Source organism: Bacillus sp. PS95 (assembly GCF_037963565.1).
Classification (GTDB): Bacteria; Bacillota; Bacilli; order Bacillales; family Bacillaceae; genus Bacillus; species Bacillus subtilis.
Map to the genome: position 1 here is coordinate 4004959 of NZ_CP150160.1, position 18390 is coordinate 4023348.

Genomic DNA, 18390 nt, shown 5'->3' on the forward strand with positions numbered 1-18390 from the left:
TCCCGCGCTTTATTTCATGGAAGATGATATGTTTTCGTCCGTTTCCTTCATGGCGTTTACCGCGCTTTCCGTTTGTGCGATATGCTTGGCCAGAACAGACGCATATGCTTCAGTGAGCTCTTTGATGTCCTTATTTAATTGCTCGATGGACTTCACAACATTCAAATGGTTTCTGCCTGAGAGATGGCCGGGCAAGGAGGACTTGAGTTCAGCTGAATTCTTGAGCTGAGAAAGCCCTTGCTTCACTGTGCCATACACCATTTTAATTTCCTGTGCCATTTGTGCTCACCTCACTTTTTATGTTTTTCCTTCTCTATTTCATGCTCTATCCTCGTAATTTGGCGTCTTATGGAATAGACATCGCCCTCTAATGAGTGGATTTTTCCTTCTATGCTTTCGATGATTCCGCTGACTTGATCGCTTTTGATTTGCTGATATGCTTTGTTCATTCCTTCACGAATATCTTCAAACCGCTGAGCATGTGTTCCTCTCCATGCCTCCCGGTTAAGATGAGGCCGGTGAATGAGATGCTGGGCCTCAGAGAAATCGTGTTTGATTTGCCTAATTTCGTGCAGCACTCGTTTTAATTGATGGATCTGTTCCTGCTTTTCATGTAAGTCGGCTTTTACCGAATGTAACAACATTTCACTATGCATGCCGCAACACCTCGTGTTTCTATCAAACTGTGTAAATTCTTTACAATACAGACTATTTTCATATTACATGATGGGTCATATTGGATAAATAGGTAAAAGGATTTGTCTTACACAGAATATAAATAAGTATATTTATCTATTATCCTTTTCATTCGACTTTCTTGCGAATAAAATCCTGCTTACCCAGGACTTTAAGATCGGGTACAATCGTCCTCATTTGATTCGCGATGCCATTTACAGATATCTGTTACCTATAGTCAATAATAATGATAAAATTAGGATATCTATCTAAATATGGAGAGAGAAAAATGAAAAAAAACAGTGGTTTTCATGAAGAATTGCAAGAAAAGCACCAGCTTTATCCGGTTGAACATCGTTTTCAGCCTGTTTTACCGAAAGAATATCCAGAAATTTTAACTTTACATATAGCAAAACAATTTGGCGAAAAAATCAAAACGCTTGTTCATCACGGACAATATAATCAGGCGGTTGAATTAACCCAAAAAATATCTTCTGATCTTGGTAATGATACAGCCTTTGCAATACCACTTTCTTCAGTTCTTTATCATGTAGGTGACCTGGATCTTCCTGTGTCAGAGCACTTTTCGCTATCACGGTTGAATCTACTCGGAAACCATAGAGCGGATGATAATTTTTTTAAAGCATTAAAGAATGAAATGTTAACTGCTGATCGTGTGGATTTTATGGTCAGTTTTACAAGATGGTCTGGCGTCCAACTTCTTATTCCACCATTACAAGAGCTTAATAAGCGTAATGTGCCAGTACGTATTATCACATCAACATATATGGGAATTACTGAACCTAAAGCCCTTAAACAGCTCATGCAATTTCAAAATGTCGACTTGAGAATTGTAAATGATTACAGTCAATCGTTTCATACAAAAGCTTACTTATTTGAACGTCTTTCAGGGCAACATAGTGTCATTATTGGATCATCAAATCTCTCGCAATCCGCTCTGACCACTGGGTATGAGCTAAATGCAAGAATACCAGATACAAAATATCTTCCAATTTTTCAACAAACAAAAGATGTCTTTAATAAAGTATGGGTCGAAAAAACACAACCGGTCGATGACCAGTTCTTAAAAGCTTATGAAGAATTTCAAGCAGCTAATCACAAAATGAGCGCGTCTCTCGTCTCTCAAAACTCTCTTTACCAAACAAAAATACAACCTAATGCCATGCAAGAAATAGCGCTTAAAAACCTCAAGAAAACGAGAGAACAAGGTGAGGAAAGGGCTGTTATTATCGCTGCAACTGGTACAGGGAAAACATATCTTGCAGCATTTGATTTTTCCGAATATCAACCAAAAAAATATCTTTTTATTGCTCATCGTGAGGAGTTACTAACTAAAGCCATTGAAACATTTGAAAAAGTCACAAATGACCATGATAACTTTGGATTGTTAACTGGATCGAAAAAAGAATGGAATAAAAGGTTTTTATTTAGCACAGTTCAAACCTTGTATAAAGAAGAAACATTAAAACGGTTTGCACCAGATGAATTTGATTACATTGTCATTGATGAATTTCATCATGCAGAAGCCTCTACCTATCAATCAGTGTTGAATTACTTTAAGCCTGGATTCTTATTAGGTTTAACTGCAACTCCAGAACGTTTAGACGGTAAAGATGTACTTGAAATCTGCAATCATAATGTTGTCTATGAAATCCGCCTTCGAGATGCGTTAGAAGCTGAATTGCTTGCCCCATTTCATTATTTTGGTATTCCGGATCATACTGTTGATTACGATAAAGTGAAAATAACAAACGGGGTCTACGATGAACGTTCATTGGTTAATCATTTGAAAAATCATGAGCGAGTCGATTATGTAATAAAGATGATAAATATGTACGGTTTCGACGGAGAAAGAATGTGTGGGTTGGGCTTCTGTACTAACGTTGAACATGCCCAATATATGAGCCAAGAATTTAATCAATTAGGATTACATACAACTTATTTAACAGGGCAAGATTCCTCAGCACAACGTCAGAAAGTGATTAGAGAACTTGAAGATCCGCATCATAGTTTAGAACTGATTTTTACAGTAGATATTTTTAATGAAGGCATTGATATACCAAAATTAAACTTACTGCTTTTTTTGAGACCGACTGAATCACCAACCATATTTATTCAACAGTTAGGAAGAGGATTAAGAAAGACTGATGATAAAGAGTTTGTAACGGTACTTGATTTTATAGGAAACTATCAAAAATCGTTTGTTATACCGCTAGCCCTTTCCGGACAAACTAGCCAAAAATCCTTTGATAAAGATTCATTACGAGTTGCGGTTACCCATGAGTTTGCAGACTTACCAGGTGGATCTTATGTAGATCTTGCATCTGTAACGAAGAAAGAGATTTTACACAAAATTGATAGTATTAAATTAAATTCAGCTGCCATGCTAAAAACATTATATTATCAATTTAAACGAGATATTGGGCGTTCTCCAGAGCTACTTGATTTTCTTTATTCAGATCAAGCTCCAGGTCTTACCTTTTTTATAAAAAAATATAAGTCTTGGGTCGAAACGAAAAGAAAAATGGATGACCTTCATTCTTTAGATAAAGAAGTATTAAATGATTCGCTAGTTTTAAGAATGGTATCCTGGTTAGAGCAACAGTTTCCGATTAAGTGGCCCTATGATTTATTATTGTTACAATGTGGATTTAATATACAGAGAATCACTGTAGAGGATGTTAAAAAGTCTTTAGAAGATACATTTCATTTAAAAATCAAAAATACTAATATACACGACAACTTGATTAAACGATCTATGGAGCGTTTATCCACACCACATAAGAAACAACAATGGAGTTTTGGTACAGTGGAGGAAAATACGTTCATACTACAATTAAATATTTTTGAACGTTTATGCCATCCTCGGTTTGGTCCTTATATTAAGGAGCGTATCCAGTATGGTTTAACCGAATTTAGACGCATGAATAATTTAGAAGCACTTTTATCTAGTGAACTACAACTCACCTTGTATCAAACATATACTAGAAATGAACTCATACATTTATTTCAATCAACTGATCAAGAGGGAACGTGGCGAGAAGGTGTAAGGAGAGTTAACAATAACTACTTAATTTTTATTACATTAAATAAATCTAAAAAAGTTGAGGACCATTTGTTATATAAAGATTACTTTATAGATCCCCATCATTTTCACTGGCAAAGCCAAAATCAAACATCACATGATTCTCCTGTAGGTCAGAATTTTATTAACCATAGACAAAAAGAATATAAAATACATCTTTTCGTGCGTAAATTTAGCGAAATGCATGACATCACCTTACCTTTTATTTATCTAGGTAAAGTTGATTACGTATCAAGCAATGGGGACAAACCTATGAATGTAATATGGAAGCTCCATCAGCCTGTCCCAGAAAACTTGTATGTTGATTTAATTAACTAGTGCATTTACGGTTGGAAGATCAGCAGGTGCCCATTCAAGTGACTCAAGTTCACTCACGGGCACCCATCTGAGTTCCGCATGTTCTTTGGCAACAGGTTCATCCTCTACAATTTTCGCTTGAATAGAAATCAAATTAACAATGACTTTTTCATATTCGTGATGAATGTCAGCAATTATTTCACCTGCTTCAATTTTACAACCAAGCTCCTCATGAATTTCTCTTACAAGAGCTTCTCGTGCATTCTCACCCTCTTCAAGTTTCCCTCCTGGGAATTCCCATAGATTGGCCAAAGACATGATTGGCGAACGAAGTGCACATAATATCATATCTTTATCGTTTTTAATCACTGCTGCAGCTACTTTGATTGTTTTTTTCACTTTATTTCTTCCTTCCTTGCATTTCTTCTTAAATTCAACGCTATATTTAATATTACATAGTGATCTGACCTTGCACTTTTAGTAAAACTTTATCATACTGAAAAGATTCTATGACAAACAACATAACTTTTTTTGACTATATAGAGTTATTATCACCCACTAAAAAACTACTTAAGTAAAATAACTTATTCTAATGGTAGAGTTTTAATCATAACTTATTTGTTCCTAAAATAGAATTTAGCAGTCCCTTTATTTTTTCTGCCTCGCCACTCTCATTTGTCCTTAATCTAATAAAAGGTATCCCTGATTTCCTCAGAATAGAATCTTTTAATTCATCCCTTCTTTTCTGGTCATTTGAATAATGATAAGCAGTACCGTCCACCTCTATTACTCCAGCAGGTGCATTCCCCATTTTGTAATAAAGCATAAAATCAAATCGAGCTACTGTTTTAACAAACTTTTGCTCCTCTTCATTTAAATGAGAGGTGTCATTAAATAAATCCTTTAAACGATACTCCCTTCTAAACTCAATTTTTTTATAGGTCTCTTCTTTAAGAATATCTCTGAGCAAACTAGCAATAATCCTTTCAGATTTATACTTTGAGTCACTCTCTCGTAGTTTATTTTCTCGTTGCATTAAAACTTCGGAGAATTCTTTATATAGTAAATCGAACACAGAAATGACCTGACTTTCATGATATAAACTAGCTTCCGTATAATATTCCATATAACGTATTAACTCGGAGATTTCTTTGTTACTTCTCTTGAAAATATCGACAGCAGATACTAAAACAAAACGTTTTTTTGCTCTCGATATAGCGACATTAATTAAAGTAGCACTATCAACAAATTCAATATCCTTTTTACCGCCCTTATCATCAAGTACTGTGGAGAAAATAATTCCATCACATTCTCTTCCCTGAAACTTATGTACAGTATCTTTAATAATTTCTTCTCTCATATAACGATTAGCAGCTTTTATCTGGGCTCTATAAGGAGCAATGAATCCAATATCATCAAAATCACGTGGGAAAACCTTATCTCTAATCGTTGCCTCTTCAAGAGAATCTAATTCACGAACATTGTGTCGTCCGCCTTGGAATCTCATATGATTTCCTTTAACGGTTTTTATTAAAATAATTGAAAAATCGTCTTCTTCATCATATTTAGTCAAAGGAATGAGGTTGCCATCATAATATTGTTCATTACAAAACTTGATGATCATAGGATGGCAACGATAGTGCTCCTTTAATAAAGTAACAGGAATTTTATTCTCGTATACTTTTAAAACAGAATGCAGTAGGCTATTTTCTACATAATCAAAGCAAGGTTCGATTCCCATTTCTCCCTTTGATATGTTCTTATCTGGAATGTGAGGTAGTTGTTTTGTATCTCCAACAATAATTACATTTTTAGCACAGCCTAGAGCAAGGATACCTGGCATCAATTCTAACTGTGAGGCTTCATCAATAATTAAGTAATCAAATAAGAAACCATCTGGAATTGATTTCATTAAAGAGAATGCAGTACTCAGAATAATAGGATATCGATTTATAAATCGATCAAACTGCTTTGCATCTTTATATTTCTTGTACTCAAAATTCTCTTTCTTAACCGTTTTTTGCTTATTATGTATATAATTTTTGAAAATTAATGTAGAGTAATTTTCAATTCGATTACTTAGCTCATCAAAATTTTTGGCATGTAGCATTTGATTTATTTTATTTAACTCAGAATTTAATTCAGTTAGTTTTTGCTTATAGAATTGATATTGGAGTTGAGAAAGCATTTTCTCTTTATTTAGACTGTCTCCTATTTGTTTGAAATCATATAACCCATAGTAGAAAAGATATTTGGTTTTCTTAAAGAAGTTCATTCGATTTTGTTTGTTCAGTGCTTCGTCAGCCATAAAATTTAAAATCTTATAATTATTAAACTTATAAAAAGGTAAAAGTTTTGGTTTCATGGTTTCTAATGACTCAAAATGTTGTTTATAATATTTTTCCTCCGTCTCTAGGTCTTTTATTTGCTGTTTTATCACTGCTTGTCGGTTTTGTAACTTTAATAGTTCTTTAATAGATTCTACATCACTTAAGACGCTTTTCAGTAACTCTGATTCTCTCTCATTCTCAACCTTCCATTCGGCTATATTTTGAGGGAGTTCCGGAAGTTGCTCAAAGAATTTTTTTTGATTATCTTGGCTACCTAATAATGCAAGAAGAAAATCGTAGCCTGCTTTCTCCATTTTTTCTCTTACATTGGCGACAGCAGAATTATTACTTGAGACAATTGCAGCATTTTTTCCCTTCATCATTATATTAGTGATCAAATTTAAAATAGTTTGTGTTTTTCCTGTACCAGGAGGACCTTCAATTACACTTATTTGAGAAGAAAAAGCAGACTGAACTGCCTGAATCTGACTTAGGTTTAAACCAAAAGGAAAAAGGAGTGTCTCTGAATCCTTATACGATCGATTTTCTTTTGAAAAATAAGCATAGAGAGCACTTTCTATTCTTAACGGCATACGCTGAATTTCACCTTCCAAAATAGGTGGGATATCATTTTTTGTTTTATCTTTAACGGCCGCTACATGTCTAAAATAATCCAAAAGTTGTTTAAACTTTGCATTACCTAAAGTAATCTTTTCAATATCTTTTTCTTTATAAATATATTTCTGATCATTTCCACTAAAAATCAAAACAGCATACTTATCTCCATATATTTTAACGCTTTCTATATTTGCTTTTACATTTCCCTTTAGAACTAGTCGTTCTTGCTTGTTAATGACCAATTCTCGAACAGGGGTAATTATACACCTATCTAATTCTTCACTAATCTTCATTCCACTGTTCAATGTAATATGAACAGTTATTTTAGCATTATCACGTTTAGATAATCGCCATTCTTTAATTTGATCAGAATATGTTGTATTACCTACCTCAATGCTTACACCCGTCAAATTATTCCCTCCAAAATAACTTTTATCAAAATTGTTATTTTTTGTTATAGTATACAAAATTAATAAGGTGTTTTCAAAATACCTGATATGAAGTAAGTAAGAAAAGAACCTTTTCTTTTCCAAGAAAAGGTTCTTAAATATAATTTTATCTTTTAAGCTTACTACCCCATACAGCCTCACCGCTGCCATTTAACACACTAAACGTCATGACGTTCTTCTCTCTCACCGAATCCCACTGGCGTAAAAATACCCCGTTATACGTCTTGCCCGCTAACGTGATGTCAGCTTTATTTTTTCCGGTTTTCTTCCATGTTCCGGTCATTTCCCCGGAAATGGTGTGGTTTTTGTTGAGCTGGATGTTGATGGTTTGTTTGATGTCGGCTGAGATGTCTTTTCCGTGCTGGATAAGTTTGTATGTTCCTGTGATGTCTTTTTGTTTTACTTCTTTCAATGTTTCGCCCGCATAACGATATGGTGCTGCTACCGGCCAGCCGTCTTTGTTCATGAACAATTGGTGGACTCTGACTTCGTGTTCTTCACCCCTGCCCGGGAAGCGGGTGTGGAAGATTAAATAGGAACGCCCGGTTTTTTCATCATAGTATGCGGAGTTGTGGCCTGGTGAGACGTACCCGGTGCCTTTTTCATTTTCTGTTTCAAAAGTGTAGCTGCCCATGAGTTTGACGCCGTATGGTTCGATGGAACGGTCGTCGAAGAATGTGCCTTCTTTGCCGCGGACGTCGAGCATTGGATTGCCTTCTGCATCATAGTAAGGGCCGTCCGGTTTCTTGGAGCGGGCCACACGGATGTTGTAGCCGCCTGTTGCATCGAGACCGCCATATGATAGGTATAAGTAGTAGTATTGGGTGTCTGGATTATAGAGAACATACGGGCCTTCGATTCTGCTGTGGTTGCCGCCGAGCAGTTTTTTCCCGTATCCCTGCCCAGGAAGCGGGAAGCCCGTTTTTGGATTCATTTCAAGTATGAAAATGCCGCCTGAGTATGATCCGTACACCATCCACAGCTTTCCGTCTTTATCAAAGAAGGTATGCGGGTCGACGACATTCGGGTGTTTGGTTGCGTCATACGGTGTTCCATCGCTGCTTGTGCCTTCCATTCCTGATTTCAAGAAGATGCCTTTGTTTTTGTATGGCCCTTCGATGTTGTCAGCGACGGCAACACCCATGGCGGACCTAGGTGAGTCGCCGCGGCAGGCGTTGTAGTACATGTAGTATTTGCCGTCCGCCAGCTGCGTGACGTCAGCCGCCCAAAGGGTATCGGATTGCGCCCATTCAAAGGTTTCTTTTAATTCTTCATAGACATTCGGGATAAGTGGGTTGTCATTGCTTACGCTGGTGGTCAGCTGCTGCCATTGCATGAGGTCATTTGTTTTTGCTGAAACGAGATGAGATCCAAAAACATAAAAGGTGCCGCTTGTTTCAATGATGGAAGGGTCATGGACGCTGACTTCTTTAAATATAGGTTTTTGTGCATTGGTGGAGTTTGGGAGGGTGAAGGCCATGATAAGAGCTGCAAGAAAACATACACGGAACAATCGGTTGAACATCTAAACAATTCGCCTCTCTTATTTATTAAATTTTAAACGCTTACATTTCTCTATGAAGATACCCCGGCCTATTAAAACAGCCGAATGTTTTCATATTCAAACAGATAGGTGATTTCTCACTTCTCTTACATAGTCAGACTGATGTCTGTCTGTTTTGCGCAGAACTTGCTGCTTGCATATCCTCTCCTTCATAGTTCAACTCTTTTGCTGTTTCTCCTTCTTCAATTACTTCTGTTTCTACATTTGCGTACGCAATGAATAGCTTGTCCAGCCTTGTGAAGTCGTCGACTTTTCTCCGGTAACTACGCCTCTTTTGGGCACTTTAGCCATCATTGTCAGCAATATGACAGCGGCCGCTTCCACTTCTGTCAGGGTATCGTATGCAATGTGCTGAAAGAAAACCCGTCCTGCTTTCTGCGTCACGCTATTACAATAGCAATCTAACTTGTTAAAGACTGTAAAAAACCTTTTGACTTCTGCTGCTGAACCAATTAATATAATACTCAGTTAATAGTTATCAGAATTTTTAGGAATTGAGTGATTCATATGACACTGCATAAAGAGCGTCGGATCGGCCGGCTGTCTGTTCTCCTGCTGCTGAATGAGGCGGAAGAAAGTACGCAGGTTGAGGAGCTGGAGCGAGACGGATGGAAGGTCTGTCTTGGCAAGGTAGGATCAATGGACGCGCATAAAGTAGTAGCCGCAATTGAAACCGCTTCCAAAAAGAGCGGTGTCATTCAATCTGAGGGTTATCGGGAGTCACATGCGCTTTATCATGCGACGATGGAAGCTTTGCATGGCGTGACCAGAGGTGAAATGCTGCTGGGATCGCTGCTTCGGACGGTGGGCTTGAGGTTTGCCGTTTTGAGGGGAAATCCTTATGAAAGTGAAGCGGAAGGCGATTGGATTGCTGTCTCGCTTTACGGAACAATCGGGGCGCCGATTAAAGGTCTTGAGCACGAGACATTCGGTGTTGGGATTAATCACATATGAAACAGCCCATAGATCTTAGACGATAGGGGGCTATGCGTGAAATCAAATTTTCACAGCATAGCTCCTTTTTGTATGGGCGCTTTACCAAAGTAAAGAAAAAGGAGTTGGGCTTATGGTGACTTTAGACGGTTCTTCATTGACAACAGCCGACGTCGCTCGTGTGCTGTTTGATTTTGAGGAGGCAGCGGCTTCTGAGGAAAGTATGGAGCGCGTGAAAAAAAGCAGAGCGGCAGTGGAACGGATTGTACGCGACGAAAAGACAATCTACGGCATCAACACCGGATTTGGCAAATTCAGCGATGTCCTGATTCAGAAAGAAGACTCGGCGGCGCTGCAGCTGAATTTAATCCTTTCTCATGCCTGCGGAGTCGGCGACCCTTTTCCTGAGTGTGTTTCCAGGGCAATGCTGCTTTTGCGCGCCAATGCGCTGTTAAAAGGCTTTTCCGGTGTCCGCGCTGAGCTGATCGAACAGTTGCTTGCTTTTTTAAATAAACGCGTCCATCCTGTCATCCCCCAGCAGGGATCACTTGGCGCAAGCGGAGATCTGGCGCCGCTTTCCCACCTGGCGCTTGCGCTGATCGGACAAGGAGAAGTCTTTTTTGAGGGGGAAAGAATGCCGGCAATGACAGGCTTGAAAAAAGCAGGTATTCAACCGGTAACGCTGACATCCAAGGAAGGGCTTGCCTTGATTAACGGGACTCAGGCCATGACTGCAATGGGGGTGGTCGCCTACATTGAAGCTGAGAAACTAGCCTATCAAACAGAACGCATTGCCAGCTTAACGATTGAGGGGTTGCGGGGAATTATCGATGCATTTGACGAGGATATTCACTCAGCCCGCGGCTATCAGGAGCAGATCGATGTCGCAGAACGAATTCGCTTTTATCTATCTGACAGCGGCCTGACAACCTCCCAGGGAGAACTGCGGGTTCAGGATGCCTATTCATTGCGCTGTATTCCGCAAGTACACGGTGCGACTTGGCAGACACTAGGCTATGTCAAAGAAAAATTAGAGATTGAAATGAACGCAGCTACAGACAATCCTCTCATTTTCAATGACGGTGGCAAAGTGATTTCCGGCGGAAACTTTCACGGACAGCCGATCGCCTTTGCCATGGATTTTCTGAAAATCGCAATATCAGAGCTTGCGAATATCGCAGAGCGCAGGATCGAACGACTTGTGAATCCGCAGCTGAATGACCTGCCGCCGTTCCTGAGCCCTCATCCCGGTCTGCAATCCGGTGCAATGATCATGCAGTACGCCGCGGCCTCACTCGTTTCTGAAAATAAAACACTGGCCCATCCTGCAAGTGTGGATTCCATTCCGTCATCCGCCAACCAAGAGGACCATGTCAGCATGGGAACCATCGCCGCTCGGCATGCTTATCAGGTGATCGCAAATACAAGGAGAGTCATTGCGATCGAAGCCATTTGCGCATTGCAGGCTGTTGAATACAGAGGCATAGAACATGCAGCGTCCTATACGAAACAGCTTTTTCAAGAAATGAGAAAAGTCGTGCCGTCCATTCAGCAGGATCGTGTTTTTTCCTATGACATTGAACGCTTGACTGACTGGCTGAAGAAAGAATCTTTAATACCTGATCATCAGAATAAAGAACTAAGGGGGATGAACATATGACTGATGTAAAAAAATCAATCCGTGCCAACAGAGGAACAGAGCTTGAATGCTTAGGATGGGAGCAAGAGGCAGTGCTTCGGATGCTTCGAAACAACCTTGATCCAGAAGTCGCCGAGAAGCCGGAGGACCTCATCGTATATGGCGGGATTGGCAAAGCCGCACGGGATTGGGACGCTTTTCACGCCATTGAGCATTCCTTGAAAACATTAAAAAATGATGAAACATTGCTCGTGCAATCCGGAAAGCCCGTTGGCATGTTCCGTACACACCCGCAGGCCCCGCGCGTGCTCCTGGCTAATTCTGTTCTTGTTCCGAAGTGGGCAGACTGGGAGCATTTCCACGAACTTGAGAAAAAAGGGTTAATGATGTACGGACAGATGACGGCTGGAAGCTGGATTTACATTGGCTCACAAGGCATATTGCAAGGAACCTATGAAACCTTCGCTGAGTTGGCGCGACAGCACTTCGGGGGCAGCTTAAAAGGAACGTTGACGCTGACAGCGGGTCTCGGCGGAATGGGAGGCGCACAGCCGCTGTCTGTCACGATGAATGAAGGCGTCGTCATTGCTGTCGAGGTTGACGAGAAACGCATCGACAAGCGGATCGAAACAAAATACTGCGATCGAAAAACAGCATCGATTGAGGAAGCCTTAGCTTGGGCTGAAGAGGCAAAGCTGGCAGGAAAACCTTTGTCCATTGCACTTCTCGGAAACGCAGCTGAGGTGCATCACACACTTTTGAACCGAGGCGTCAAAATTGATATTGTGACAGATCAGACATCTGCCCATGACCCTTTAATCGGTTATGTTCCCGAGGGCTATTCACTTGATGAAGCTGACCGTTTGCGTCAAGACAATCCAGAGCTTTACGTGCGCCTTGCGAAGCAAAGCATGAAAAAACATGTCGAAGCCATGCTGGCCTTTCAGCAAAAGGGCTCTATTGTATTTGACTACGGCAACAATATCCGGCAAGTCGCAAAGGATGAAGGGCTGGAGAATGCCTTCGATTTTCCGGGGTTTGTCCCTGCCTACATCCGCCCTTTATTCTGTGAAGGAAAAGGGCCGTTCCGTTGGGCGGCGCTTTCCGGAGATCCGGCAGATATTTACCGTACGGATGCGTTATTAAAAGAGCTGTTCCCGACAAATAAAGCCCTTCACCGCTGGATTGATATGGCACAGGAAAAAGTCACCTTCCAAGGTTTGCCGTCCCGTATCTGCTGGCTTGGATATGGAGAACGAAAAAAGATGGGCCTCGCCATTAACGAGCTGGTTAGAAGCGGGGAGCTAAAAGCGCCTGTCGTTATTGGGAGAGATCATTTGGACTGCGGGTCTGTCGCCTCTCCAAACCGGGAGACAGAAGCGATGAAGGACGGAAGTGACGCTGTTGGTGACTGGGCTGTGCTAAATGCGCTTGTCAACACGGCGGCGGGTGCAAGCTGGGTTTCCTTCCACCATGGCGGCGGCGTCGGAATGGGCTATTCCCTGCATGCCGGCATGGTTGCAGTGGCCGATGGAAGTGAGCTGGCTGACGAGCGGCTCGCGCGGGTCTTAACGAGCGACCCAGGAATGGGCATTATCCGTCATGCGGATGCGGGTTATGAACGTGCCGTTGAAGTAGCGAAGGAACAGGACATTATCGTGCCGATGCAAAAATAAAGGAGTGATGACATGCCAAAGCAAATTGATACGATTCTCATCAACATCGGTCAGCTTTTGACGATGGAAAGCAGCGGTCCGCGGGCAGGCAAAAGCATGCAGGATCTTCATGTGATCGAAGACGCTGTTGTCGGCATCCATGAACAGAAAATTGTGTTCGCCGGACAAAAAGGGGCTGAAGCCGGTTACGAGGCAGACGAAATCATTGACTGTTCGGGACGCCTTGTAACGCCCGGCCTCGTTGATCCGCACACCCATCTTGTATTTGGCGGATCTCGTGAAAAGGAGATGAACCTTAAGCTTCAGGGCATTTCATATTTGGATATTCTGGCGCAGGGCGGCGGGATTCTGTCTACAGTCAAGGATACCAGGGCGGCTTCAGAAGAAGAGCTGCTGCAAAAAGCCCATTTTCATTTGCAAAGAATGCTGTCCTACGGCTCAACCACAGCAGAAGTAAAAAGCGGCTACGGCTTGGAAAAAGAGACAGAGCTCAAACAGTTGCGTGTCGCAAAGAAACTGCATGAAAGCCAGCCTGTTGACCTTGTTTCCACATTTATGGGAGCCCATGCGATTCCTCCCGAATATCAAAACGATCCAGATGAATTTCTGGATCAAATGCTTTCCCTTTTGCCGGAAATCAAAGAGCAGGAGCTCGCCAGCTTTGCTGATATTTTTACAGAAACAGGCGTTTTTACAGTCAGCCAATCCCGCCGTTATTTACAAAAAGCAGCTGAGGCAGGCTTCGGATTAAAAATACACGCAGATGAAATCGATCCGCTTGGAGGCGCTGAATTAGCAGGTGAGCTAAAGGCCGTCTCAGCCGACCATTTGGTAGGTGCATCGGACGAAGGCATAAAGAAATTGGCTGAGGCAGGAACGATCGCCGTCCTCTTGCCGGGCACGACATTTTATCTTGGCAAAAGCACATACGCTAGGGCTAGAGCTATGATTGATGAAGGTGTATGTGTCAGCTTGGCAACGGATTTTAATCCTGGCAGCTCGCCGACTGAAAATATCCAGCTGATTATGTCCATTGCCGCGCTTCATCTGAAAATGACTGCAGAAGAAATTTGGCATGCGGTCACAGTCAATGCCGCATACGCCATAGGGAAAGGAGAGGAAGCCGGTCAGCTCAAAGTCGGCCGCTCAGCTGATCTAGTCATTTGGCAAGCCTCGAACTATATGTATATTCCGTATCACTACGGGGTCAATCATGTACATCAAGTCATGAAAAACGGAACAATTGTTGTCAACAGGGAGGGAGCCATTCTTGGATAAGTACCCTTTTCTCAGAGAGGCCGGATCTTCGTTTAAAGACCGGGATGTCACAAAAATGAGCGACCTGATCGCAACATGGGACGGCCAGGACATTAAGGGACCGGCGTTGATAGGTGTCCCCCTATCAAAATCCTCCATCAGTCATTCAGGCGCTTCCTTTGCACCCGGAACAATACGCCAGGCTCTGAAACATTCATCAGCCTATTCTGCTGAGCTTGGAGAGCATGTCGTATCAGAGCTTCTATATGATCTGGGGGATATCGATATTCATGTCACTGATATCGTAAAGTCACATCATCACATTTTCCAAACCATGCACGCTCTGCTTTCGGACCATCCCGATTGGGTGCCGCTCATACTTGGGGGAGATAACTCTATCAGCTACTCCACAATAAAAGCGATAGCACAAACAAAAGGAACGACAGCAGTGATTCAATTTGATGCCCATCACGATGTTCGCAATACGGAGGACGGGGGGCCGACAAACGGCACCCCCTTCCGCCGCCTTTTGGATGAAGAGATTATTAAAGGCCAACATTTGATCCAGCTCGGTATCAGAGAATTCAGCAACAGCCAGGCCTATGAAGCATATGCAAAAAAACATAGCGTGAACATTCACACGATGGACATGATCCGGGAAAAAGGACTGATCCCAACGATAAAAGAGATTTTGCCTGCCGTTCAAGATAGAACAGATTTCATTTTTATATCTGTTGACATGGATGTCTTAGACCAGTCCCATGCACCCGGCTGTCCAGCGATTGGCCCGGGCGGCCTCTATACAGACGAATTGCTTGAAGCAGTCAAGTATATCGCACAACAGCCCAATGTTGCCGGGATTGAAATTGTTGAAGTCGATCCTACCCTCGATTTTCGAGATATGACAAGCAGAGCTGCAGCTCATGTTCTGTTACACGCATTAAAAGGAATGAAACTCTCCCCATTCAAGTGATCTTCTGGCAGGTTGTATTTTGGGTATAAGAAACTCATCTGCCTAATGAATGGCAGCTAAAAGGAGGGCGAGACAGTGAATCTTCAGGAGAACAGCAGCCAACAGCTAAAACGCACAATGAAAAGCAGGCACCTATTTATGATCTCATTGGGAGGCGTCATAGGCACAGGACTTTTCCTCAGTACGGGCTATACGCTACATCAAGCCGGACCCGGCGGTACGATACTCGCTTATGTAATCGGCGGGTTGATGATGTACCTCGTCATGCAATGTCTCGGCGAATTGTCGGTTGCCATGCCGGTGACCGGCTCTTTTCAAAAATATGCTACAACATTTATTGGTCCATCTACCGGTTTTATGGTCGGCATCATGTACTGGATCAATTGGGTGGTGACGGTAGGCTCTGAGTTTACCGCATCCGGTATTCTCATGCAGCGCTGGTTCCCTGACAGCAGTGTATGGATGTGGAGTGCGATTTTTGCAGCCCTTCTTTTTATATGCAACGCATTTTCAGTTAAGTTATTTGCGGAAACTGAATTTTGGTTTTCCAGCGTAAAGATTGTCACCATTATTTTATTTATCATTCTAGGAGGAGCCGCCATGTTTGGCCTGATCTCTTTAAACGGAACGGCGGATGCTCCTATGTTGTCAAACTTCACGGACCATGGCGGGCTGTTTCCGAATGGCTTTCTTGCCGTTTTTATCGCGATGATATCTGTGAGCTTCGCCTTTTCCGGTACAGAGTTAATCGGCGTTACAGCAGGAGAATCAGCAAATCCTCAAAAGGATATACCGCGATCCATCCGTAATGTCGCATGGAGAACCGTGATTTTTTTCATTGGCGCTGTCTTCATATTATCCGGATTGATTTCGTGGAAGGACGCAGGCGTGATTGAAAGCCCTTTTGTAGCCGTATTTGCGGAGATCGGAATCCCTTACGCTGCTGATATTATGAATTTCGTGATATTAACAGCCTTGCTGTCTGTCGCCAACTCAGGCTTATATGCTTCGACCCGTATGATGTGGTCGTTAGCAAATGAAAACATGATCAGCTCCCGTTTTAAGAAAGTGACCTCTAAAGGCATTCCTTTAAATGCCTTAATGATCAGTATGGCTGTATCTTGTTTATCTCTCGTTTCCAGTATCGTGGCCCCTGGAACTGTCTATGTGGTGATGGTCGCAATTGCTGGATTTGCAGGAGTCGTGGTCTGGATGAGCATTGCCTTGTCCCAACTCTTGTTTCGAAAGAGATTTCTGAAAAAAGGGGGGAATGTAAAAGATCTGACATTTCGCACGCCGCTTTACCCTCTTATGCCTATAGCCGCTCTTTTATTATGCTCAGCTTCTTGTATTGGTCTTGCTTTTGATCCCAATCAAAGAATCGCACTTTTCTGTGGAGTTCCTTGTATCATCCTTTGCTATCTGATCTACCATTTCAAAAGAAATGTTTCAAAAGCGAAAAAAATCAGCCAAGAGGAATATCCGGCCGATCACATCCTGTAATTAAAAAAGCACACCCCGCTCAGGATGGGATGTGCTTTATTTTTTATTCAGTAATCAACGTATGAATCAGCTTCGGCGCCTTCGCTTCCGCGGCGAGGCGGATGTTGTCATAGACTTTTGCGATGACTTCATCGACGTTTTCGCGGTTGGCGTAAAGCGTCACGAGCGGTTCGCCTTTTTCTACTTTGTCGCCGACCTTTTTGTGGAGCATGATGCCGACGGCTAAATCGATCTCATCTTCTTTTGTGGCGCGACCGGCACCTAACAGCATCGCCGCGACGCCGATTTCGTCCGCAACGATTTCAGAGACGACACCCGCTTCTTTGGCAGGCACATCAATTTGATATGCGGCTTGCGGAAGCTTAGACGGATCGTCAACAATTGAGCTGTCGCCGCCTTGGTTTTTCAGGAAATCCTTGAATTTCTCAAGTGCTTTGCCGTTTTTCATGACTTCTTCCAGCTTCGCTCTCGCTTCGTCCAATGTATCGGCTTTTTTCGCAAGCACAACCATCTGGCTGCCGAGCGTTAAGACAAGCTCATGAAGATCCTCGGGTCCCTCGCCTTTGAGCGTGTCGATCGCTTCTTTGACTTCAAGCGCATTTCCGATCGCAAAGCCGAGCGGCTGGGACATGTCTGAAATGACAGCCATTGTTTGACGGCCGACGTTATTTCCGATGCGTACCATCGCTTTGGCAAGTTCAGCTGCGTCTTCTTCTGTTTTCATGAAGGCGCCCGCTCCCGTTTTTACGTCAAGCACGATGGCGTCCGCCCCGGCAGCGATTTTTTTGCTCATAATCGAGCTTGCAATGAGCGGAATGGAATTGACCGTTCCCGTTACATCACGAAGCGCGTACAGTTTTTTATCAGCCGGCGTTAAATTGCCGCTTTGGCCGATGACCGCAACCTTGTCGCGGTTCACAAGTTTAATAAATTCATCCTTCGTCAGTTCCACGTGGAAGCCGTCGATTGCCTCTAACTTATCAATCGTGCCGCCCGTATGGCCGAGGCCGCGGCCGGACATTTTGGCAACCGGTACGTCAAGAGCCGCAACAAGCGGAGCGAGAACGAGTGTTGTCGTGTCGCCGACGCCGCCGGTGGAGTGTTTATCCACTTTAATTCCTTCAATGGCAGAAAGATCAATCGTTTCACCGGAGTTCACCATAGCCATCGTCAAGTCCGCGCGTTCACGGTCACTCATATCCTGGAAGAAAATCGCCATAGCAAGCGCGCTTGCCTGATAATCAGGAATGCTTCCGTCTGTATAGCCGTTCACGAAAAATTGAATTTCTTCAGTGGTGAGTTCTTTTCCGTTTTGTTTTTTGATGATGATATCTACCATTCTCATGTTTGGTCACCGATCCTTTTCGATT

14 protein-coding genes and 1 pseudogene are annotated in these 18390 nt (G+C 42.5%); 7 read left to right on the plus strand and 8 right to left on the minus strand.

The annotated features are described in order from the left end of the window. Nucleotides 1-9: 9 nt before the first annotated feature. Both NSQ12_RS20810 and NSQ12_RS20815 read right to left on the minus strand, forming a co-directional pair. On the minus strand, nucleotides 10-279 hold the full coding sequence (locus NSQ12_RS20810; protein WP_003218942.1) for a YwqI/YxiC family protein: 270 nt from the start codon (nucleotides 277-279) through the stop codon (nucleotides 10-12). 11 nt (nucleotides 280-290) lie between these two features. After that, nucleotides 291-656, minus strand: a complete 366-nt coding sequence (locus NSQ12_RS20815; protein ID WP_014478447.1) for a DUF5082 family protein — start codon at nucleotides 654-656, stop codon at nucleotides 291-293. A gap of 308 nt (nucleotides 657-964) precedes the next feature. Between NSQ12_RS20815 and NSQ12_RS20820 the strand changes: the two genes are divergently transcribed. Further along, nucleotides 965-4099 (plus strand): DUF3427 domain-containing protein, encoded by a 3135-nt coding sequence (locus tag NSQ12_RS20820; RefSeq protein WP_144482970.1) that lies wholly within the window; start codon nucleotides 965-967, stop codon nucleotides 4097-4099. Here NSQ12_RS20820 and NSQ12_RS20825 read toward each other — a convergent pair. From NSQ12_RS20825 to NSQ12_RS20845, 5 genes and pseudogenes are all read right to left on the minus strand, one after another. After that, nucleotides 4088-4477, minus strand: coding sequence for a (deoxy)nucleoside triphosphate pyrophosphohydrolase (locus tag NSQ12_RS20825; RefSeq protein WP_014481384.1), 390 nt, complete (start codon nucleotides 4475-4477; stop codon nucleotides 4088-4090). The two genes, NSQ12_RS20820 and NSQ12_RS20825, sit on opposite strands and share 12 nt — an antisense overlap. 208 nt (nucleotides 4478-4685) lie before the next feature. Further along, entirely contained in the window at nucleotides 4686-7436 is a 2751-nt protein-coding gene (locus tag NSQ12_RS20830; RefSeq protein WP_326121755.1) for an AAA domain-containing protein, read from the minus strand. A 145-nt stretch (nucleotides 7437-7581) separates the two neighbouring features. Next, nucleotides 7582-9000, minus strand: a complete 1419-nt coding sequence (gene abnB / locus NSQ12_RS20835; protein ID WP_339175554.1) for an arabinan endo-1,5-alpha-L-arabinosidase AbnB — start codon at nucleotides 8998-9000, stop codon at nucleotides 7582-7584. A 133-nt stretch (nucleotides 9001-9133) separates the two neighbouring features. Then, nucleotides 9134-9238: pseudogene (locus NSQ12_RS20840) on the minus strand (hypothetical protein); the annotation flags it as partial. Next, nucleotides 9238-9423 carry a hypothetical protein gene (locus NSQ12_RS20845; RefSeq protein WP_326121751.1) on the minus strand — a complete coding sequence of 62 codons (186 nt, stop codon included), beginning with the start codon at nucleotides 9421-9423 and terminating at the stop codon, nucleotides 9238-9240. The gene NSQ12_RS20845 and the pseudogene NSQ12_RS20840, both read right to left, overlap by 1 nt. Before the next feature lie 123 nt (nucleotides 9424-9546). On the opposite strand from NSQ12_RS20845, the gene hutP reads away from it, so the two are divergent. The 6 genes from hutP to NSQ12_RS20875 all read left to right on the plus strand — a co-directional run bounded on the left by hutP (nucleotide 9547) and on the right by NSQ12_RS20875 (nucleotide 17020). After that, entirely contained in the window at nucleotides 9547-9993 is a 447-nt protein-coding gene (gene hutP / locus NSQ12_RS20850) for a hut operon transcriptional regulator HutP (RefSeq protein ID WP_003243875.1), read from the plus strand. A 112-nt stretch (nucleotides 9994-10105) separates the two neighbouring features. Further along, nucleotides 10106-11632, plus strand: a complete 1527-nt coding sequence (gene hutH / locus NSQ12_RS20855) for a histidine ammonia-lyase (RefSeq protein ID WP_144527188.1) — start codon at nucleotides 10106-10108, stop codon at nucleotides 11630-11632. Then, nucleotides 11629-13287, plus strand: a complete 1659-nt coding sequence (hutU, locus tag NSQ12_RS20860) for a urocanate hydratase (protein WP_032722751.1) — start codon at nucleotides 11629-11631, stop codon at nucleotides 13285-13287. Before hutH ends, hutU begins: the two co-directional genes overlap by 4 nt. 12 nt (nucleotides 13288-13299) lie before the next feature. Then, nucleotides 13300-14565 carry an imidazolonepropionase gene (hutI, locus tag NSQ12_RS20865; protein WP_069703579.1) on the plus strand — a complete coding sequence of 422 codons (1266 nt, stop codon included), beginning with the start codon at nucleotides 13300-13302 and terminating at the stop codon, nucleotides 14563-14565. Further along, a complete protein-coding gene (gene hutG, locus NSQ12_RS20870) occupies nucleotides 14558-15517 on the plus strand; it encodes a formimidoylglutamase (RefSeq protein ID WP_069703578.1) in 960 nt (319 codons plus the stop codon). The genes hutI and hutG overlap by 8 nt, the downstream gene beginning before the upstream one ends. A gap of 75 nt (nucleotides 15518-15592) precedes the next feature. Then, on the plus strand, nucleotides 15593-17020 hold the full coding sequence (locus tag NSQ12_RS20875) for an amino acid permease (RefSeq protein ID WP_038429899.1): 1428 nt from the start codon (nucleotides 15593-15595) through the stop codon (nucleotides 17018-17020). Between the two features lie 43 nt (nucleotides 17021-17063). On the opposite strand, the gene NSQ12_RS20880 is transcribed toward NSQ12_RS20875, so the two are convergent. Continuing rightward, the gene (locus NSQ12_RS20880; RefSeq protein ID WP_038429900.1) at nucleotides 17064-18365 is read right to left on the minus strand and encodes a pyrimidine-nucleoside phosphorylase; all 1302 of its coding nucleotides are present in this window, start codon (nucleotides 18363-18365) and stop codon (nucleotides 17064-17066) included. Between the last annotated feature and the right edge of the window lie 25 nt (nucleotides 18366-18390).